This window comes from Micromonospora sp. AMSO31t (assembly GCF_008868175.1).
In the GTDB taxonomy this organism is placed as follows: Bacteria; Actinomycetota; Actinomycetes; order Mycobacteriales; family Micromonosporaceae; genus Micromonospora.
In genome coordinates, this window is the sequence record NZ_WBKT01000073.1 from 12,267 (window position 1) to 27,844 (window position 15,578).

At 74.6% G+C, this 15,578-nt stretch carries 14 protein-coding genes and 2 pseudogenes; 10 read left to right on the top strand and 6 right to left on the bottom strand.

All coding sequences use genetic code 11. From position 1 onward, the window contains the following. Positions 1-69 precede the first annotated feature (69 nt). Together F8274_RS17540 and fabG are read left to right on the top strand one after the other, a co-directional pair. Complete coding sequence (locus F8274_RS17540; RefSeq protein ID WP_151463473.1) at positions 70-1,722, top strand: alpha-amylase family protein; 1,653 nt, start codon at positions 70-72, stop codon at positions 1,720-1,722. 52 nt (positions 1,723-1,774) lie between these two features. Next, positions 1,775-2,533, top strand: a complete 759-nt coding sequence (fabG, locus tag F8274_RS17545; protein ID WP_151463474.1) for a 3-oxoacyl-ACP reductase FabG — start codon at positions 1,775-1,777, stop codon at positions 2,531-2,533. On the opposite strand, the pseudogene F8274_RS17550 reads toward fabG, so the two are convergent. Beyond that, positions 2,506-2,968: pseudogene (locus F8274_RS17550) on the bottom strand (hypothetical protein). The gene fabG and the pseudogene F8274_RS17550 overlap by 28 nt on opposite strands. Further along, positions 2,961-3,356, bottom strand: a complete 396-nt coding sequence (locus tag F8274_RS17555; RefSeq protein ID WP_151463476.1) for a hypothetical protein — start codon at positions 3,354-3,356, stop codon at positions 2,961-2,963. The pseudogene F8274_RS17550 and the gene F8274_RS17555 overlap by 8 nt, the downstream one beginning before the upstream one ends. 168 nt (positions 3,357-3,524) lie before the next feature. Between F8274_RS17555 and F8274_RS17560 the strand changes: the two genes are divergently transcribed. The 6 genes and pseudogenes from F8274_RS17560 to F8274_RS17585 all read left to right on the top strand — a co-directional run bounded on the left by F8274_RS17560 (position 3,525) and on the right by F8274_RS17585 (position 9,325). Beyond that, the gene (locus tag F8274_RS17560) at positions 3,525-4,424 is read left to right on the top strand and encodes a Gfo/Idh/MocA family protein (protein ID WP_192579875.1); all 900 of its coding nucleotides are present in this window, start codon (positions 3,525-3,527) and stop codon (positions 4,422-4,424) included. A gap of 369 nt (positions 4,425-4,793) precedes the next feature. Further along, positions 4,794-5,585, top strand: a pseudogene (gene erm / locus F8274_RS17565) (ErmE/ErmH/ErmO/ErmR family 23S rRNA (adenine(2058)-N(6))-methyltransferase); the annotation flags it as partial. Between the two features lie 100 nt (positions 5,586-5,685). Beyond that, on the top strand, positions 5,686-6,324 hold the full coding sequence (gene sigK / locus F8274_RS17570; protein WP_151463479.1) for an ECF RNA polymerase sigma factor SigK: 639 nt from the start codon (positions 5,686-5,688) through the stop codon (positions 6,322-6,324). Next, the gene (locus tag F8274_RS17575) at positions 6,321-7,058 is read left to right on the top strand and encodes an anti-sigma factor domain-containing protein (protein ID WP_151463480.1); all 738 of its coding nucleotides are present in this window, start codon (positions 6,321-6,323) and stop codon (positions 7,056-7,058) included. The genes sigK and F8274_RS17575 overlap by 4 nt, the downstream gene beginning before the upstream one ends. 81 nt (positions 7,059-7,139) lie before the next feature. Next, positions 7,140-7,778 (top strand): fasciclin domain-containing protein, encoded by a 639-nt coding sequence (locus F8274_RS17580; RefSeq protein ID WP_151463481.1) that lies wholly within the window; start codon positions 7,140-7,142, stop codon positions 7,776-7,778. A 29-nt stretch (positions 7,779-7,807) separates the two neighbouring features. Then, the gene (locus F8274_RS17585) at positions 7,808-9,325 is read left to right on the top strand and encodes a molybdopterin-dependent oxidoreductase (protein ID WP_151463482.1); all 1,518 of its coding nucleotides are present in this window, start codon (positions 7,808-7,810) and stop codon (positions 9,323-9,325) included. A 6-nt stretch (positions 9,326-9,331) separates the two neighbouring features. Here the strand turns inward: F8274_RS17585 and F8274_RS17590 are convergent, their stop codons facing one another. Further along, a complete protein-coding gene (locus F8274_RS17590; protein WP_151463483.1) occupies positions 9,332-9,523 on the bottom strand; it encodes a DUF2795 domain-containing protein in 192 nt (63 codons plus the stop codon). 90 nt (positions 9,524-9,613) lie between these two features. Between F8274_RS17590 and F8274_RS17595 the strand changes: the two genes are divergently transcribed. Beyond that, positions 9,614-10,870: an erythromycin esterase family protein gene (locus tag F8274_RS17595; RefSeq protein WP_151463484.1), complete on the top strand. Its 1,257-nt coding sequence runs from the start codon at positions 9,614-9,616 to the stop codon at positions 10,868-10,870. Between the two features lie 21 nt (positions 10,871-10,891). Here the strand turns inward: F8274_RS17595 and F8274_RS17600 are convergent, their stop codons facing one another. The 3 genes from F8274_RS17600 to F8274_RS17610 all read right to left on the bottom strand — a co-directional run bounded on the left by F8274_RS17600 (position 10,892) and on the right by F8274_RS17610 (position 14,126). Further along, on the bottom strand, positions 10,892-13,072 hold the full coding sequence (locus F8274_RS17600; RefSeq protein ID WP_151463485.1) for an MMPL family transporter: 2,181 nt from the start codon (positions 13,070-13,072) through the stop codon (positions 10,892-10,894). A 32-nt stretch (positions 13,073-13,104) separates the two neighbouring features. Further along, positions 13,105-13,650, bottom strand: coding sequence for a TetR/AcrR family transcriptional regulator (locus F8274_RS17605; RefSeq protein ID WP_151463486.1), 546 nt, complete (start codon positions 13,648-13,650; stop codon positions 13,105-13,107). Between the two features lie 80 nt (positions 13,651-13,730). After that, complete coding sequence (locus tag F8274_RS17610) at positions 13,731-14,126, bottom strand: helix-turn-helix domain-containing protein (protein WP_151463487.1); 396 nt, start codon at positions 14,124-14,126, stop codon at positions 13,731-13,733. An 81-nt stretch (positions 14,127-14,207) separates the two neighbouring features. Here F8274_RS17610 and F8274_RS17615 point away from each other — a divergent pair. Next, the coding region (locus F8274_RS17615) for an MFS transporter (protein WP_151463488.1) at positions 14,208-15,578 on the top strand (1,371 nt) is incomplete at its 3' end.

Sequence of the window (15,578 nt, forward strand, 5' to 3'; positions counted from 1 at the left end):
GGGCACCGTACCGGCCCGGCGGCGAGCCGTGGGTTTGCCGCAGTCGCGGACCGGAGAAGTAGACGGGGCATGGGTGACAGGTGGTACCAGGAGGCGGTCGTCTACTGCCTCGACGTGGACACGTTCGCCGACTCCGACGGCGACGGGGTGGGTGACTTCCGCGGCCTCATCGGCCGGCTGGACTACCTCGCCCGGCTCGGGGTGACCTGCCTCTGGCTGCACCCGATCCATCCCTCGCCGAACCGGGACGACGGCTACGACGCCACCGACTTCTACAACGTCAGTCCCCGGCTGGGCACCCTCGGCGACTTCGCCGAGCTGTTGCACCAGGCGCGGAACCGGGGCATCCGCGTGATCATCGACCTGGTGGTCAACCACACCTCGGACGAGCACCCCTGGTTCCAGTCCGCCCGCTCCTCGCCCGACTCGCCGTACCGCAACTGGTACGTGTGGAGCGCCGAGGCGCCGCCGGACCGGCACCAGGGCATGGTCTTCCCCGGCGAGCAGAACGAGACGTGGAGCTACGACCGCACCGCGAAGGCGTGGTACTACCACCGCTTCTACAAGTTCCAGCCGGACCTCAACGTCGCCAACCCCGAGGTCCGTGCCGAGATCAAGAAGGTCATGTCGTTCTGGCTCCAGCTCGGCGTCTCCGGTTTCCGGATGGACGCGGTGCCGTTCATCATCGAGCTGACCGAGGCCGGCAACCCCAACTCGCCCAAGGACATGGACTTCCTCACGGAGCTGCGCCAGCACGTGCAGTGGCGGCGGGGCGACGCCGTCCTGCTGGCCGAGGCGAACGTCGAACCCGACCAGCTGCCGGTCTACTTCGGCGACAGCGGCGGCTCCGCCAACCGGATCCACATGCTCTTCGACTTCATGATGAACGGGCGGCTCATGCTGGCCCTGGCCCGGCAGGACCCGGAGCCGGTGATCGAGGCGCTGCGCGACACCCCGGCGCTGCCCGAGGGCGGGCAGTGGGCCACCTTCCTGCGCAACCACGACGAGATCGACCTGTCCCGGCTCACCGCCGAACAACGCAACCAGGTGTACGCGCAGTTCGGCCCGGACGAGGACATGCGCCTCTACGGCCGGGGCATCCGCCGCCGGCTGGCCCCGATGCTCGGCAACGACCGCCGCCGGATCGAGCTGGCGTACGCGCTCCAGTTCTCGCTGCGCGGCACGCCGGTGCTGCGCTACGGCGAGGAGATCGGGATGGGCGAGGACCTGTCGCTGCCCGGCCGGGAGGCGATCCGCACCCCGATGCAGTGGTCGTACAAGGAGAACGGCGGCTTCTCCACGGCCGACCCGGAGAAGCTGGTCCGCCCGGTGCTCGACAAGGGCGAGTACGGCTACCAGAAGGTCAACGTGACCGCCCAGCGCAAGGACCCGAGGTCGCTGCTGGGCTGGTTCGAGCGGATGATCCGCACCCTCCGGGAGGCCCCGGAGATCGGCTCGGGGAGCACCAGCCACATCGACGTGCCGATGCCGCCCGGGGTGCTCGCGCACCGGGCCGACGGGCCGACCGGGACGATGGTCTTCCTGCACAACCTCGGCACCGAGGACGCCGAGGTCGACCTGAGCGTCCTCGCCCCCGAGGCCGACCTGCCGATCGACGTGTTCACCGACCGCAACTACGAGGAGGTCGGCAAGCTGGACCGGCTGAAGCTCGCCGGCTACGGATACCGGTGGATCCGCATCCGCCGGGGCAGCGGCCTCTGACGGCGGGTCCGTTAAGCTCCTTCGATCGAGCCCAAGTTACCGGGAGGTAATCATGTCGGAGGAGCCCCGCGTCGCCATCGTGACCGGAGCCGCGCGCGGCATCGGCGCGGCCACCGCCCGACGGCTGGCCGCCGACGGCATGGCCGTCGCGGTGGTCGACATCGAGGAGTCGGCGACCAAGGAGACCGTGGACGCCATCGCCGCGGCCGGGGGGCGGGCGCTCGGCGTCGGCGCCGACGTGTCCGACCGGGCCCAGGTGGAGGCCGCCGTGGAGCGGGTCGCCGCCGAGCTGGGCGCGCCGACCGTGCTGGTCAACAACGCGGGTGTGCTCCGCGACAACCTGCTGTTCAAGATGACCGAGGTCGACTGGGACACCGTCATGGGCGTGCACCTGCGCGGCGCGTTCCTGTTCAGTCAGGCCACCCAGAAGCACATGGTCGAGCGGAAGTGGGGCCGGATCGTCAACCTCTCCAGCACCTCGGCGCTGGGCAACCGGGGCCAGGCGAACTACTCGGCCGCCAAGGCCGGCCTGCAGGGCTTCACCAAGACCCTCGCCATCGAGCTGGGCCCGTTCGGGGTGACCGTCAACGCGGTCGCGCCCGGCTTCATCGTCACCGACATGACGGCCGCGACCGCGGCCCGGATGAAGGTCGACTTCGCCGCGCTCCAGCAGCACGCCGCCGCGGAGATCCCGGTGCGCCGCACCGGCCGCCCCGAGGACGTCGCGCACACCATCTCGTTCCTGGCCAGCGAGGGTGCGTCCTTCGTCTCCGGCCAGGTCATCTACGTCGCCGGCGGCCCGAAGGACTGAGCCGGCCGCCCCGCGCCCGGCGCGGCCCCCTCAGGCGGGGTCGTGCCGGGTGCGCCAGAGCCAGAGCAGGCCGAGCACCGGCAGCACCAGCGGGATGTAGCCGTAGCCGCTGCCGAAGCCCGACCAGACCGTCTCGTCCGGGAACAGCTCCTTGTCGGCCAGGCTGAGGATGCCGACACCGACCACCCCGACCAGCTCCACCGAGCAGCAGGCCAGCGCGACCCGGCGGCCGGCGTGCCCGGCCCGGGCCAGCCCGACCGCCGCCACGATGTAGATCAGCGCGGCGAGCGCGGAGAGCAGGTACGCCACCGGGGCCTCGTCGAACTTCGTGGCGATCTGGAGCCCGGCCCGCGACGTCGCGGCGATGGCGAAAAGGATGTAGACCGCGATCAGCAGCCGGCCCGGCCCCCGGTTCGTCGCCCGCTGCTCAGCCACCGACGACCTCCCAGGTCTGCTGCAACCGGACCACCACCACCGGGGTCACCAGGCAGACGGCGCAGACGATGGCCGAGCCCCACCGGGTCGGCTCCATCCGGGCCAGCACCCAGGCCAGCGGCGGCAGGCAGACCAGCGTCACGAGGTAGCCGAAGAACGCCCCCGGCTCGCCCGGCCGCTCGCCGCCGCCGAGCGCGACCAGCGCCACCACGGCGAGCCCCAGCAGGGCCACCTCCAGCACGGCCAGGCCGACGAACTGGAGCCGGTCCGGCGCGCGGTGGCGTACGGCCGCCACCAGCGCCCAGACGGCGATGAGGAGCGACAGCACGATCGAGGCCGTCGCGAGGATCCCGTCCACCGGCGAGCCGGCCGCCGCGGCGGTGGTCATCGACGCCGTCCCGGCGCAGTCGAGTTCACCGGCACAGCCTACTAATCGTCGTAGTAGCCACCGTCGACCGGCTCTCCCGCGGGGTCGCGGCGCGCCGGCCGGGCCGGGCGACTAGCGTGGATCACGGCCACCGGCGTACGCCGTGGCGGAGGACGACAGCAGGGGGTCCTGGTGCGGTTCGGCTTGTTCGGCACGGGTCACTGGGCGGCGGAGACGCACGCCGCGGCCATCGACGCGCACCCGCGGGCCGAGCTGGCCGGGGTCTGGGGGCGTGACCCGGCGAAGGCCGCCACGCTGGCCACCCGGCACGGCGTGCCGGTCTTCGAAGACGTGGACGCGCTCCTCGACGCCTGCGACGCGATCGCCGTGGCGCTGCCGCCGGACGTGCAGGCCGAGATCGCCGTCCGGGCCGCCAACGCCGGGCGGCACCTGCTGCTGGACAAGCCGCTGGCGCTGAGCCTCGCCGACGCCGACCGGGTGGTCGCCGCCGCGCAGGCGTCCGGCGTGGCCTCGGTGGTCTTCTTCACCCAGCGGTTCCACCCGAACGTCACCGGCTTCCTCGCCTCCACGGCGGCGGCCGGCGGCTGGCAGCACGCCCGGGCCACCATGTTCGCCTCGATCTTCCAGCCGGGAAACCCGTACGGGAACTCGCAGTGGCGGCGCGACCGGGGCGCGCTCTGGGACATCGGCCCGCACGCGCTGTCGCTGATCCTGCCCGTGCTCGGCCGGGTCAACCGGGTCGCCGCGATGGACGGCCCGAGCGGCCTGGTGCACCTGCTGCTCACCCACGACGGCGGCGCCACCAGCACGCTCTCCCTCACCCTCGACGCGCCCGCCGAGGCGGTCACCCGGGACTTCGTCTTCTTCGGCGAGAACGGCACCGAGACCGTCCCGCCCGGCGACGGCAGCGTGCTCCAGGCGTTCGGCACGGCCATCGACCAGCTGCTGGAGGAGGTCGACGCGGGCACCCGCGACCACCGCTGCGACGTCCGGTTCGGGCGTGAGGTGGTGGCGGTGCTGGACGCCGCCGAGACCGCCCGCAGCCAGCGGCGCACCGTCGACCTCTGAGGAATTCCGTCGCGGGCCGGCCGGGCCGCCGCTAACCTGGCCGGCATGTTCACGCATGCCCTGATCGACGTGGCCGTCGCGCCGGCCGCGCGGGGGCTCCTCCTGGTCGCCCGCCCGCGGGTCCGGCGCCCGGCCCTGGCCGGCCGGGACGCCCACCGCGCCTGACCTGACCGTCCGCACCGCCGGCCCCTGACCGGGCCGGCCGTCGCCGGCTGCCCACGTGCGCCGCCGCCCGCCCCGATCCGGGGCGTGGCCGTCGCGTCCCCGCCGAACTTCCAGGGTCGTCCGAGTCCCGATCCGCTCGGACAGGCCCGCCTTCGCGCCGCCTGTCCGTTCCCGTCGCCGTCCGGCGACAGACAGGACGATCCAGTGGCGCCCCGCCGATTCCGTACCACCGCACGCGACCGGTCCCGTCGCGTACTTTCCCAGAACTTCCTCGCCGACCCGGCCGCCGTGGCGCGGGTGCTCCGGGCGGCCCGCCCCGGCCCGGACGACCTGCTGCTGGAGGTGGGCGCCGGGCGCGGGCAGCTGACCCGCCCGCTCGCCGACCGGTGCGGCCGGCTGGTCGCGTACGAGGTGGACCCGGCCGTGCTGCCGGAGCTGACCGCGGCCTGCGCGGGCCTGCCGCACGTCGAGGTCCGGGCGGCCGACTTCCTGGCCGCCGTCCCGCCCGGCGAGCCGTTCGCGGTGGTCGGCAACATCCCCTGGTCGCTGACCGCCGCCGTGGTCCGCTGGTGCCTCGCCGCGCCCGGCCTGCGGTCGGCCACCCTGCTCACCCAGCTCGACTACGCCCGCAAGCGCACCGGCGACCACGGCCGGTGGAGCCGCCTCACCGTGCTCACCTGGCCCGAGCACCACTGGCGGCTGGCCGGCCGGGTGCCCCGGGGCGCGTTCCGGCCGGTGCCCGCCGCCGACGGTGGGCTCCTCCGCCTGGACCGCCGGCCGGAGCCGCTGCTGCCCCGGGCCGCGCTGCCCGCGTACCGGCGGATGGTGGAGTTGGGCTTCGGCGGGGTCGGCGGCTCGCTGGCCGCCTCGCTGCGTGCCGGCTACCCGCGCCGCCGGGTCGACGGCGCGCTGCGGGCCGCCCGGCTCGCGCCGGACACCCCGGTCGGGCTGGTCTGGCCCGAGCAGTGGCTGGTCCTGTTCCGGCTGCTGCACGCCGTGGAGCCCGGGCGGGCCGGAAACGCGCATCCGTCCGGGGCGGCGGCGGCTCCGAATGCCTACCGTGCTGGCAGACGCGTCGGACGGAAGGCGGGACCGGATGACCCACGGCGAGATCGCCGGTGACCCACCGGGGGAGGGCCGGTCGCGGCTGCGCGCGGTGCCCGGCGAGCCGGCCGCGGACCACCGGACGGAGGCCGACGCGCTGCTCCGGGCGGTGGCCCGGGGTGACGAGGCGGCGTTCGAGCGGCTCTACGCGATCGTCGCGCCCCGGGTGCACGGGCTCGCCCGCCGGGTGCTCCGCGACCCGGCGCAGGCCGAGGAGGTCGCGCAGGAGGTGCTGGTCGAGGTGTGGCGGACCGCCGCGCGCTTCGACCCGGCCCGGGGCTCGGCCACCGCCTGGATCTTCACCATCGCGCATCGCCGCGCCGTGGACCGCGTCCGCGCCGAGCAGGCCGGCGCCGAGCGGGCCCGCAAGGTCGCCGCCGGTGCCGGCGAGACGCCGTACGACGAGGTGGCCGAGGAGGCGGCGGCACGGTGGGAGCGGCAGCAGGTGCGCCACTGCCTGGACGCGCTGACCGCGGTGCAGCGGGAGGCGATCACCCTGGCCTACTACGGCGGACACAGCTACCGGGAGGTGGCCGGCCTGTTGGACACCGCCCTGCCGACCGTGAAGACCCGGATGCGGGACGGGCTGATCCGTCTCCGCGACTGCCTGGGAGTGGAGCTGGCCCGATGACCGACATCCACGCGCTGGCCGGCGCGTACGTGCTCGACGCCGTCGACGACGTCGAGCGGGCCGCGTTCGTGCGGCACCTGGACGGCTGTGAGACCTGCGCGTTGGAGGTGGCCGAACTGCGCGAGGCGGCGGCCCGGCTCGCCGACCCGACCTGGTCGGTGCCCCCACCCGCGCTGCGCGACGCGGTGCTGGCGGAGATCCGCCGTACCCCGCAGGAGCGGCCGGGACGCGCGGGCCGGGACGGGTCGGTGGCGACCCGGCGGTGGCGGCGCCGGTGGGCCGCCGCGGCCGCCGCCGTGGCGCTGGCCGGCGGCGCGGGCGCAGCCACCTGGACCGTTCAGGAGCAGCGGGTACGTGACGCGCGCAGCGAGACCGACGCGGCGCGGCATGAGGCGGCCCGGATCCGGGCGGTGCTCGCCGCACCGGACGCGGTGGTGCGGACCGGCGCCGCGCCGGCCGGCGGGCGGGTCACCGTGGTGGCCTCCGCCAGCCGGGACGAGGGCGTCGCGGTGCTGGACGGGCTGGCCCCGCCGGCGGCGGGACGGGCCTACCAGCTCTGGCTGATCGGGGGGAGGACGTCCACCTCGGCCGGGGTGCTGCCGGCCGGCCGGGGTGGCGCCACGATGCTGCTCGACGGGGTACGCGGCAAGGGCTTCTTCGGCGTGACCGAGGAGCCGGCCGGCGGCTCGGTGGCGCCGAGCACCGCGCCTCTGGTGACCGTCGCCCTGAGCTGATTTCTTCTCCCACCGACCCATCCGGACGGCGGTGAGCGCCGAATCCCTCCAGACAGTTCACGACATGAAGGGATTCAACCGATGCGCCCCATGAAGCTCACCGCCGTCGCCATCGCCGCCACGCTCGGCCTCGGCCTCACCGCCTGCGGCGGGGACGGCGACGAGGGTGGCAGCGCCGCCCCGGCCAGCAGCGCCCCGATGACCAGCTCCGCGCCGGCCAGCAGCGCCGCCGCCATGGCCGACGGCCAGTTCGGCCCGGGCTGCGCGGCGGTACCGACCGACGCGGCCGACCCGGGCAGCTTCGCGGCCATGGCGAAGGTTCCGGTGGCCACCGCGGCCTCCGGCAATCCGCTGCTCAGCACCCTGGTCACCGCCGTCAAGAAGGCCGGCCTGGTCGACTCGCTCAACAGCGCCCAGGGCGTCACCGTCTTCGCGCCCACCAACGAGGCGTTCGGCAAGCTGCCCAAGGCCGACCTGGACAAGGTCCTCGCCGACAAGAAGCTCCTGACCGACGTGCTGACCTACCACGTGGTGCCGGGCCGGCTCGGTCCGGACCAGCTCGCCGGCTCGCACAAGTCCCTCCAGGGCGCGGACGTCATGGTCGCCGGCAGCGGCAGCGAGTTCACGGTCAACGGTGCGTCGATGGTCGTCTGCGGCAACGTGCAGACCGCCAACGCGACCGTCTACATCGTCGACTCCGTGCTGGTGCCGAAGTCCTGACCGAGCCCGGCCGGTGAGGGGAGGAACCGATGATCCGCCGCACCCTGGCGGCCGCCGGGACGGGGCTGCTCGCGGCCGCCGCCGGGGTGGCGGCCGCGGAACTGCTCGCCACGGCCACCCGACCGCCGGCGGCACCCCTGGTCGCGGTCGGCGCCACCGTCGTGGACGGTGCGCCGACCCCGGTCAAGGAGTGGGCGGTGCGCACCTTCGGCACGTACGACAAGCCGTTGCTGCTGGGCGGGATCGCCCTGGCGCTGGCCGTGCTGGCCGCCGTCGCCGGGGTCCTCGCCCGGCGGCGGCCGGCCTGGCGGCTGCTCGGTCCGGCGGTGCTCGGCGCGGTGGGCGTCGGCGCGGTGCTCACCCGTCCGGACGCCCGCCCGACCGACGCCCTCCCGGCCCTGGCCGGCGCGGTCGTCGCCGCCGGCCTGCTGCGTCGGCTCCCGCTACCGGGCCTTCCCCGGGCCCGTCCGGCCCGGACGGCGGAACCGTCCGGGCCGACGCGGCGGGTGCTCCTGCGCAACGCGACGCTGGTGGCGCTCGGGACGGCGCTGGCGGGCGCGGGCGCCGGGGTGCTCCGCCGGGCGAACGTGGCCGACGCCGCCCGGTCCCGGGCCGCCGTCCGGTTGCCCGCTCCGGCCTCGCCGGCCCGGCCGGTGCCCGCCGGGGTGGCCCCCGGGTTCCGCACCCCGACGGCGGAGTTCTACCGGGTAGACACCGCGCTCACCGTGCCCCGGCTGGACGTGGACTCCTGGCGGCTGCGGCTGCACGGCCTGGTGGCGCGCCCGGTCGAGCTGCGCTTCGCCGACCTGGTCGACCGGGGCCTGATCGAGCGCGACATCACGCTGAGCTGCGTGTCCAACGAGGTCGGCGGCCCGTACGTGGGCACCGCCCGCTGGCTCGGCACGCCGCTCGCCCCGCTGCTGCGCGCGGCCGGGATCCGGGCCGGGGCGGACCAGCTGGTGGCCCGGTCCAGTGAGGGGATGACCATCGGCACACCGATCGCCACCCTGCTGGACGGACGGGACGCCATGCTCGCGGTCGGCATGAACGGGGAGCCGCTCGCCTTCGAACACGGCTTCCCGGTGCGGATGCTCACTCCCGGGCTGTACGGCTACGCGGGCGCCTGCAAGTGGGTCACCGAGCTGGAGGTGACCACGTTCGACGCGTTCGACGCGTACTGGGTGCGGTGGGGCTGGGCCCGGCAGGCGCCGGTGCGGACGGCGTCCCGGATCGACCGGCCCGCGCCGTTCGCCCGGCCGGCCGCGGGCCCGGTCACCGTGGCGGGGGTGGCCTGGGCGCAGCACCGGGGCATCCGCGCCGTCGAGGTCTCGGTGGACGGCGGCCCCTGGCGCCCGGCCGAGCTGCTGCCCACCGCCTCCACCGACACCTGGGTCCAGTGGCGGTACGCCTGGTCGGCGCCACCCGGCCCGCACAGCCTGCGGGTACGCGCCACCGACGGCACGGGCGCGGTCCAGCCGGAACAGCGCCGGACGCCGTTCCCGGACGGCGCGACCGGCTGGCACACGATCAGCGTGACCGTGCGGTGACCCGGCTCAGACCAGGGTGTTGAGCGCCTCGCCCAGCTCGGCGGGGGTGTCGAACTCCTCCGCCGGCAACGCCCTGAGCATCTGCAACATCTCCGTGCTGGCGCCGTTCTCCTGACCCCAGCGGACCAGGTCCGCGCGGGAGACCGGGTAGTCGAGCCCGGCCAGGAACTCCTGCAACTGCACCCCGGTGACGGTCATGCCGGCGGGCTACCCGCTGCGCGGGGCGCCATGCCCGCCGGCCCGGCCGCGCCGGCGGTTTGCTCGGACGGGTCCCGGGTAGCCGCTCGCATGCTGGTACAGCGGCTCGGCGCGCCGAGCGACTTCGACCCGCTGCTGGAACGCGTCCGGGACGCGCGGATCGTGATGATCGGCGAGGCGACGCACGGCAGCTACGACTACTACCGGCTGCGCGAGCAACTGACCCGGCGGCTCATCGCCGAACAGGGCTTCGACTTCGTCGCGGTGGAGGGGGACTGGCCGGACTGCGACCGGGTGAACTGCTCGGTGGTGGGCGCACCGGGCGGGTCGGCCGATCCGCAGACCGCGCTGGAGGGTTTCGAACGCTGGCCGACCTGGATGTGGGCCAACGCCGAGGTGGCCCGGTTCTGCCGCTGGCTGCGGGCGTGGAACCTGGAACGCCCCGAGGGGGAGCGGGCCGGCTTCCACGGGCTGGACGTCTACAGCCTCTGGGAGTCGATGCAGGCCATCTTCGACTACCTGGGCGAGGAGGAGCCGGCCTCGCTGGAGGCGGCGCAGGAGGCGTACCGGTGCTTCGAGCCGTACGGCAAGCGGATCGAGGACTACGGGGCGGCCAGCCGGTTCGTCTCGGCCCGGTGCGAGGAGGAGGTCGTCCGGCTGCTGGCGCGTACCCGGGAACAGGCCGCCGCGGACGGCGCGGACCGCTTCGCGGCCTGGCAGAACGCGGAGGTGGTGGCCGGCGCGGAGCGCTACTACCGGTCCATGGTGGGCGGCGGCCCGGCGTCCTGGAACATCCGCGACATCCACATGGCCGACACGCTGGACCGGTTGCTCGACCGTTACGGCCCGCAGGCGCGCGGGATCGTCTGGGCCCACAACACGCACGTCGGCGACGCCCGCGCCACCGACATGGCGGCGGACGGCCTGGTGAACATCGGCCAGCTCGGCCGGGAACGGCACGGCCGGGACGCGGTGGCGCTGGTCGGCTTCGGCAGCTACCGGGGCACGGTGGTCGCCGCGCCGCGCTGGGGTTCGCCGGCCGAGGCCATGATGGTGCCGCCGGCCCGGGAGGGCTCGGTGGAACGGCGGCTGCACGAGCTGATGCCGGAGCGGGCGGTGCTGGTCTTCGGCGGCGAGGACCAGCCGGAGTGGGTGACCGCCGAGACCGACCACCGGGCCATCGGGGTGGTCTACGACCCCAGCTTCGAGTCCTGGGGCAACTACGTGCCGACCCGGCTGGGTGAGCGCTACGACGCGTTCATCTGGTGCGACGAGGCGACCGCCCTGCACCCGCTGCCGGCGCTGGCCACCCCGGGCGAGATGGAGACCTACCCGGCCGGCGTCTGACCGGCCGGGCAGGTCCCCGCGTCACACCTGGGCGGGCTCGCGCTCGGCGAGGTGGGCGCGCAGGCCCTCGCCCTCGACGTCCACGTTGGGCAGGACCTTGCCCAGCCAGCGCGGGAGCCACCAGGCGGCGTTGTCGAGCAGCGACATCACCGCCGGGACGATGGTCATCCGGACCACGAAGGCGTCGATGGCGACACCGATCGCGAGCGCGAAGCCCATCGACTTGATGACCGGGTCGTCCAGGAAGACGAAGCCGCCGAACACCGAGATCATGATCAGGGCGGCGGCGGTGACCACCCGGGCGCCGTGCCCCATCCCGTTGATGGTGGCCTGGCGGGCGGTGTCCCCGTGCACGAAGTCCTCGCGCATGCGGGACACCAGGAAGACCTCGTAGTCCATGGCCAGGCCGAACAGGATGCCGATGAGCAGGATCGGCAGGAAGCTGACCAGCGGGCCCGGGGTGTCCAGCCCGACCAGGTCGGCCAGGTGGCCCTGCTGGAAGACCGCGACCGTGATGCCGAAGGTGGCCGCCACGGTGAGCAGGAAGCCCAGCGCCGCCTTCACCGGCACCAGGATCGACCGGAACACCAGCATGAGCAGCAGCACCGACAGGCCCACCACCAGCAGCAGGTAGACCGGGAGCGCGTCGGAGAGCTTCTCCGACACGTCGATGCCGATGGCGGTCACGCCGGTCAGCAGCACGTCGGCGCTCTGGATGTTGCCGACCTGCGCGCGGATGTCGTGCACCAGCGTCTCGGTGGCCGCGTCGGTCGGCCCGGTCTTCGGGATCACCCCGAGCAGTGCCGTACGGCCGGTCTGGTCGAGCTGCGGCGGCGCCACCGCCAGCACCCCGTCGGTCTTCTGGATCAGCGCGGTCACCTGCGGTACGGCGGCCTGGGTGGCCTGCGGCGAGTCGGCGGTGACGACCACCGCGAGCCGCCCCGTGAAGCCCTCGCCGAAGCCCTCCCGGATCAGGTCGTTGCTGACCCGGGCCGGGCTGCCCTCGGCGGCCGTCGCGGCGTCCGGCAGGGCCAGCCGCATGTCCTGCGCGGGGATGGCGAGCAGGCCGAGGCCGAGCAGGCCGACCAGGATGACCGGGATGCGCAGCCGGGTCACCCAGTGCGCCCAGCGGAAGCCGAAGCCCGAGCGGTCCTCCGAGCCGGTGCCCGGGTCCTCGACCGCCTTGCGGTCGCGCAGCTTCCGCGGCAGCACCTTCCGGCCGGCGAACCCGAGCAGCGCCGGAGCCAGGGTGATCGCCACCAGCACGGCCACGCTGACGGTGCCGGCGGCGGCCAGGCCCATCACGGTGAGGAACGGGATGCCCACCACGGCCAGGCCGGCGAGCGCGACCACCACGGTGGCCCCGGCGAAGACCACGGCCGAGCCGGCCGTGCCGACCGCCCGGCCCACCGCCTCCTCGGGGGAGAGGCCGTCGAGCAGGTTCTGCCGGTGCCGGGAGGTGATGAAGAGCGAGTAGTCGATGCCGACCGCGAGGCCGAGCATCAGGGCCAGGATCGGCGCCGTGCTGGTCAGCTCGACGGCGCCGCTGAGCGCGTACAGGCCGGCCATGCCGACGCCGACGCCGATCAGCGCGTTCAGCATGGTCATCCCGGCCGCCACGAGCGAGCCGAAGGTGACGATCAGGACGATCGCCGCGACCAGCACGCCGAGCGCCTCCGTGGAGCCGACCTCCGGCTCGCCGTTCAGCACCTCGCCGCCGGGGGCGATCTGCCAGCCCTGCGCCTCGGCCTGCGCGCCGACCTTCTCGTACGCGTCGCGCTGCGCGTCGGTCACGTCGTCGGCCCGGCCCTGGAACTGCACCTGGATCAGCGCGAACCGGCCGTCCGGGGTGAGCGCCTGCGCCTGGTACGGGTCGACGGCGCCGACCACACCGGGCAGCGTGGCCGCCTCCTGGGTGACCTGCTTGACGACCGCCTGCCCCTCGGGCGTGGTGAGCTGGCCCGCCTGGGGGGCCTTGACGGCGATGGTGCCGGTGGCGCCGCTGGCCGCCGGGAACCGGTCGGCGAGCAGGTCGATCGCCTTCTGCGATTCGGTGCCCGGCATGGTGAAGTTGCTCGCCGTCGGGCCCTTCAGGGTGGCCGCGGCGAGGCCGAGGCCGACGAGTACGACGAGCCACACGACGGCGACGAGCCGCCGTCGGCGCAACGATGCCCGGCCGAGCCGGTACAGCAGGGTCGCCATGGGTTTCCTTGTCCTCGGGGTCGGATCGGGGATCAGGTGACGGGTTCGAGGGCGCGCCGGACGACGGCCAGCAGGGCGGGCCGCAGTTCGTCGTCGGGGACGTCGATGAACTCGGCGCACGTCTCGGCGATGCCGGCGAGCACCACGAACGCGGCGATCTGTGCGGAGGGCCGGCCGGAGTGGCCCGCGAACGCCGCGATGAGCCGTTCGGAGATCTGCTGGATGTGCGCGAACGCGGGCTGCTGGAGCAGGTCGGGAAACTCGTCCCGGAGCAGGGCGATCTCCCGCCGGAAGCGCACCGCCAGGTCGACGAAGCCCTCGCCGGCGATCTCCTGGGCGGCCGCGCCGGTCGTGCCGGCGAGCCGGGCGTCGAGCGCCTCCAGCACCGCGATGGCGGGCGCCATCAGCTCGCAGAGCAGGGCTTCCTTGTTGGCGAAGTGGTAGAGCACGGTCGCCTTCGAACAGCCCACCGCACGGGCGATGTCCTGGAGCGAGGTGCCCTTGTAGCCGGTGACGGCGAAGCGTCGCGCCGCCGCCGCGAGGATCTCGCCGTGGGTCTCCGGTACCGCCCGTGCCATGCCCTCCAGCATGCCTGACCGATCGGTCAGCACCTGACCGATCGGTCAGACGGATCGGGTGGCCTTCGCCACAGTGGCGCTCAGCCGACCGGCGCCCCGTGCTCCCGGTCGTACGCCGCCCGCGCCGCGCTGATCCCCTCGCGGTGCCGTTCGGCCCAGCGGGTGAGCGCCACGAGCGACTCGTAGAGCTCCCGGGCCATCGGGGTCGCCGTGTACTCGACCCGGGGCGGCACGGTGGGGTGGACGCGGCGGTGCAGCAGGCCGTCGCGCTCCAGGTTGCGCAGGGTCAGCGTGAGCATCCGCCGGCTGATCCCCTCGACCTGGCGCTCCAGTTCGGTGAAGCGGATCGGGCCCTGGGAGGCGGCGATGAGGATGCCGATGCTCCACTTCCCGCCGACCCGGTCCAGCGCCTCCCGCACGGTGCAGGCCCGCGCCTGGTCGGCCTGGATGGACACACACCTGTTCCCCTGGGACATCAAAGTGCCTCCTTCCGCTCGGCCTCATGGTCACAGACGATGGCCTCAGTAACAAACCGTGCACCAAGGAGGAGCTCCACCATGACGGGGACCAACCGCTGGCCCGCGCTGCTCGTGCTCAGCGCCGGCAGCCTGATGATCATCCTGGACGGCAGCATCGTCGCCGTCGCGCTGCCGGCCGTGCAGGCCGACCTCGGCTTCCCGGCCGCCGGGCTGGCCTGGGTGGTGAACGCGTACCTGGTCGCCTTCGGCGGGCTGCTGCTCCTGGCCGGGCGGCTGGGCGACCTGCTCGGCCGGCGGCAGGTCTTCCTGGCCGGGGTCGCCCTGTTCACGCTCGCCTCGCTGCTCTGCGCGACCGCCACCGGCCCGGGCACCCTGGTCGCCGCCCGGTTCGCGCAGGGCGTCGGAGGCGCGCTCGCCACCGCGGTCAGCCTCGGCATGATCGTCCGGATCTTCCCCGAGCCGGCCGAGCGGGCCCGCGCCATCGCCGTGTTCAGCTTCACCGGCGCGGCCGGGGCCTCGCTCGGGCTGCTGGTCGGCGGTGTCCTCACCGACCTGGCCGGCTGGCGGTCGATCTTCCTGATCAACCTGCCGATCGGCGCCGCGATCGTGGCCGGCGCCGTACGGCTGATCGCGCCGGACCGCGGCGCCGGGCTGCGGGCCGGGCTGGACCTGCTCGGCGCGGTGCTGGCCACCGCCGGGCTGATGGCCGCCGTGCTGGCCATCGTCGGCGCCGGCGAGCACGGCTGGGCCTCGCCGCGCACCCTCGGCGCGGGCGCGCTCGCCGCCGCGCTGCTCGCCGGCTTCGCCGCCCGGCAGCGGCGCGCCGCCACCCCGCTGCTGCCGCCCCGGGTGCTGCGTGCGCCCGGCCTGCTCGCCGCGAACGCCACCCAGTTCCTCATGGTGGCCGCCTACTTCGGCTTCCAGTTCCTGCTCGCCCTGCACCTGCAACTCGTCCTCGGCCTGGACCCGGCCGCCACCGGCTTCGCCTTCCTGCCCACCCCGCTGGTGATCGCGGCCGTCTCGCTGGGGCTGGCCGGGCGGCTGGTGGCTCGCTTCGGCGCCCGGACCGTGCTGGTCGGCGGGCTGGCACTCGCCGTGGCCGGATTCCTGCTGCTGGCCCGCCTCCCGGTGGACGCCCGCTACGTCGCCGACGTGCTGCCCGCGCTGCTGGTCTTCGGCGTCGCGGGCGGGCTCACCCTGCCGGCGGTCACCACCCTGGCCATGGCCGGTGCGGAACCCGCCGACGCCGGGCTCGCCTCCGGGCTGGCCAACACCACCCAGCAGGTCGGCGGGGCGCTCGGGCTGGCCGTGCTGGCCACCCTGGCGGCGAGCCGCGCCGACGCGCTGCGCGCCGCGGGCACCGACCCGGTCGCCGCCCTCGCCGGCGGCTACCGGTCCTCCTTCGCGGTCGCCGCCGGGCTGGTGACCGCCGCCCTGCTCGTCGCCCTC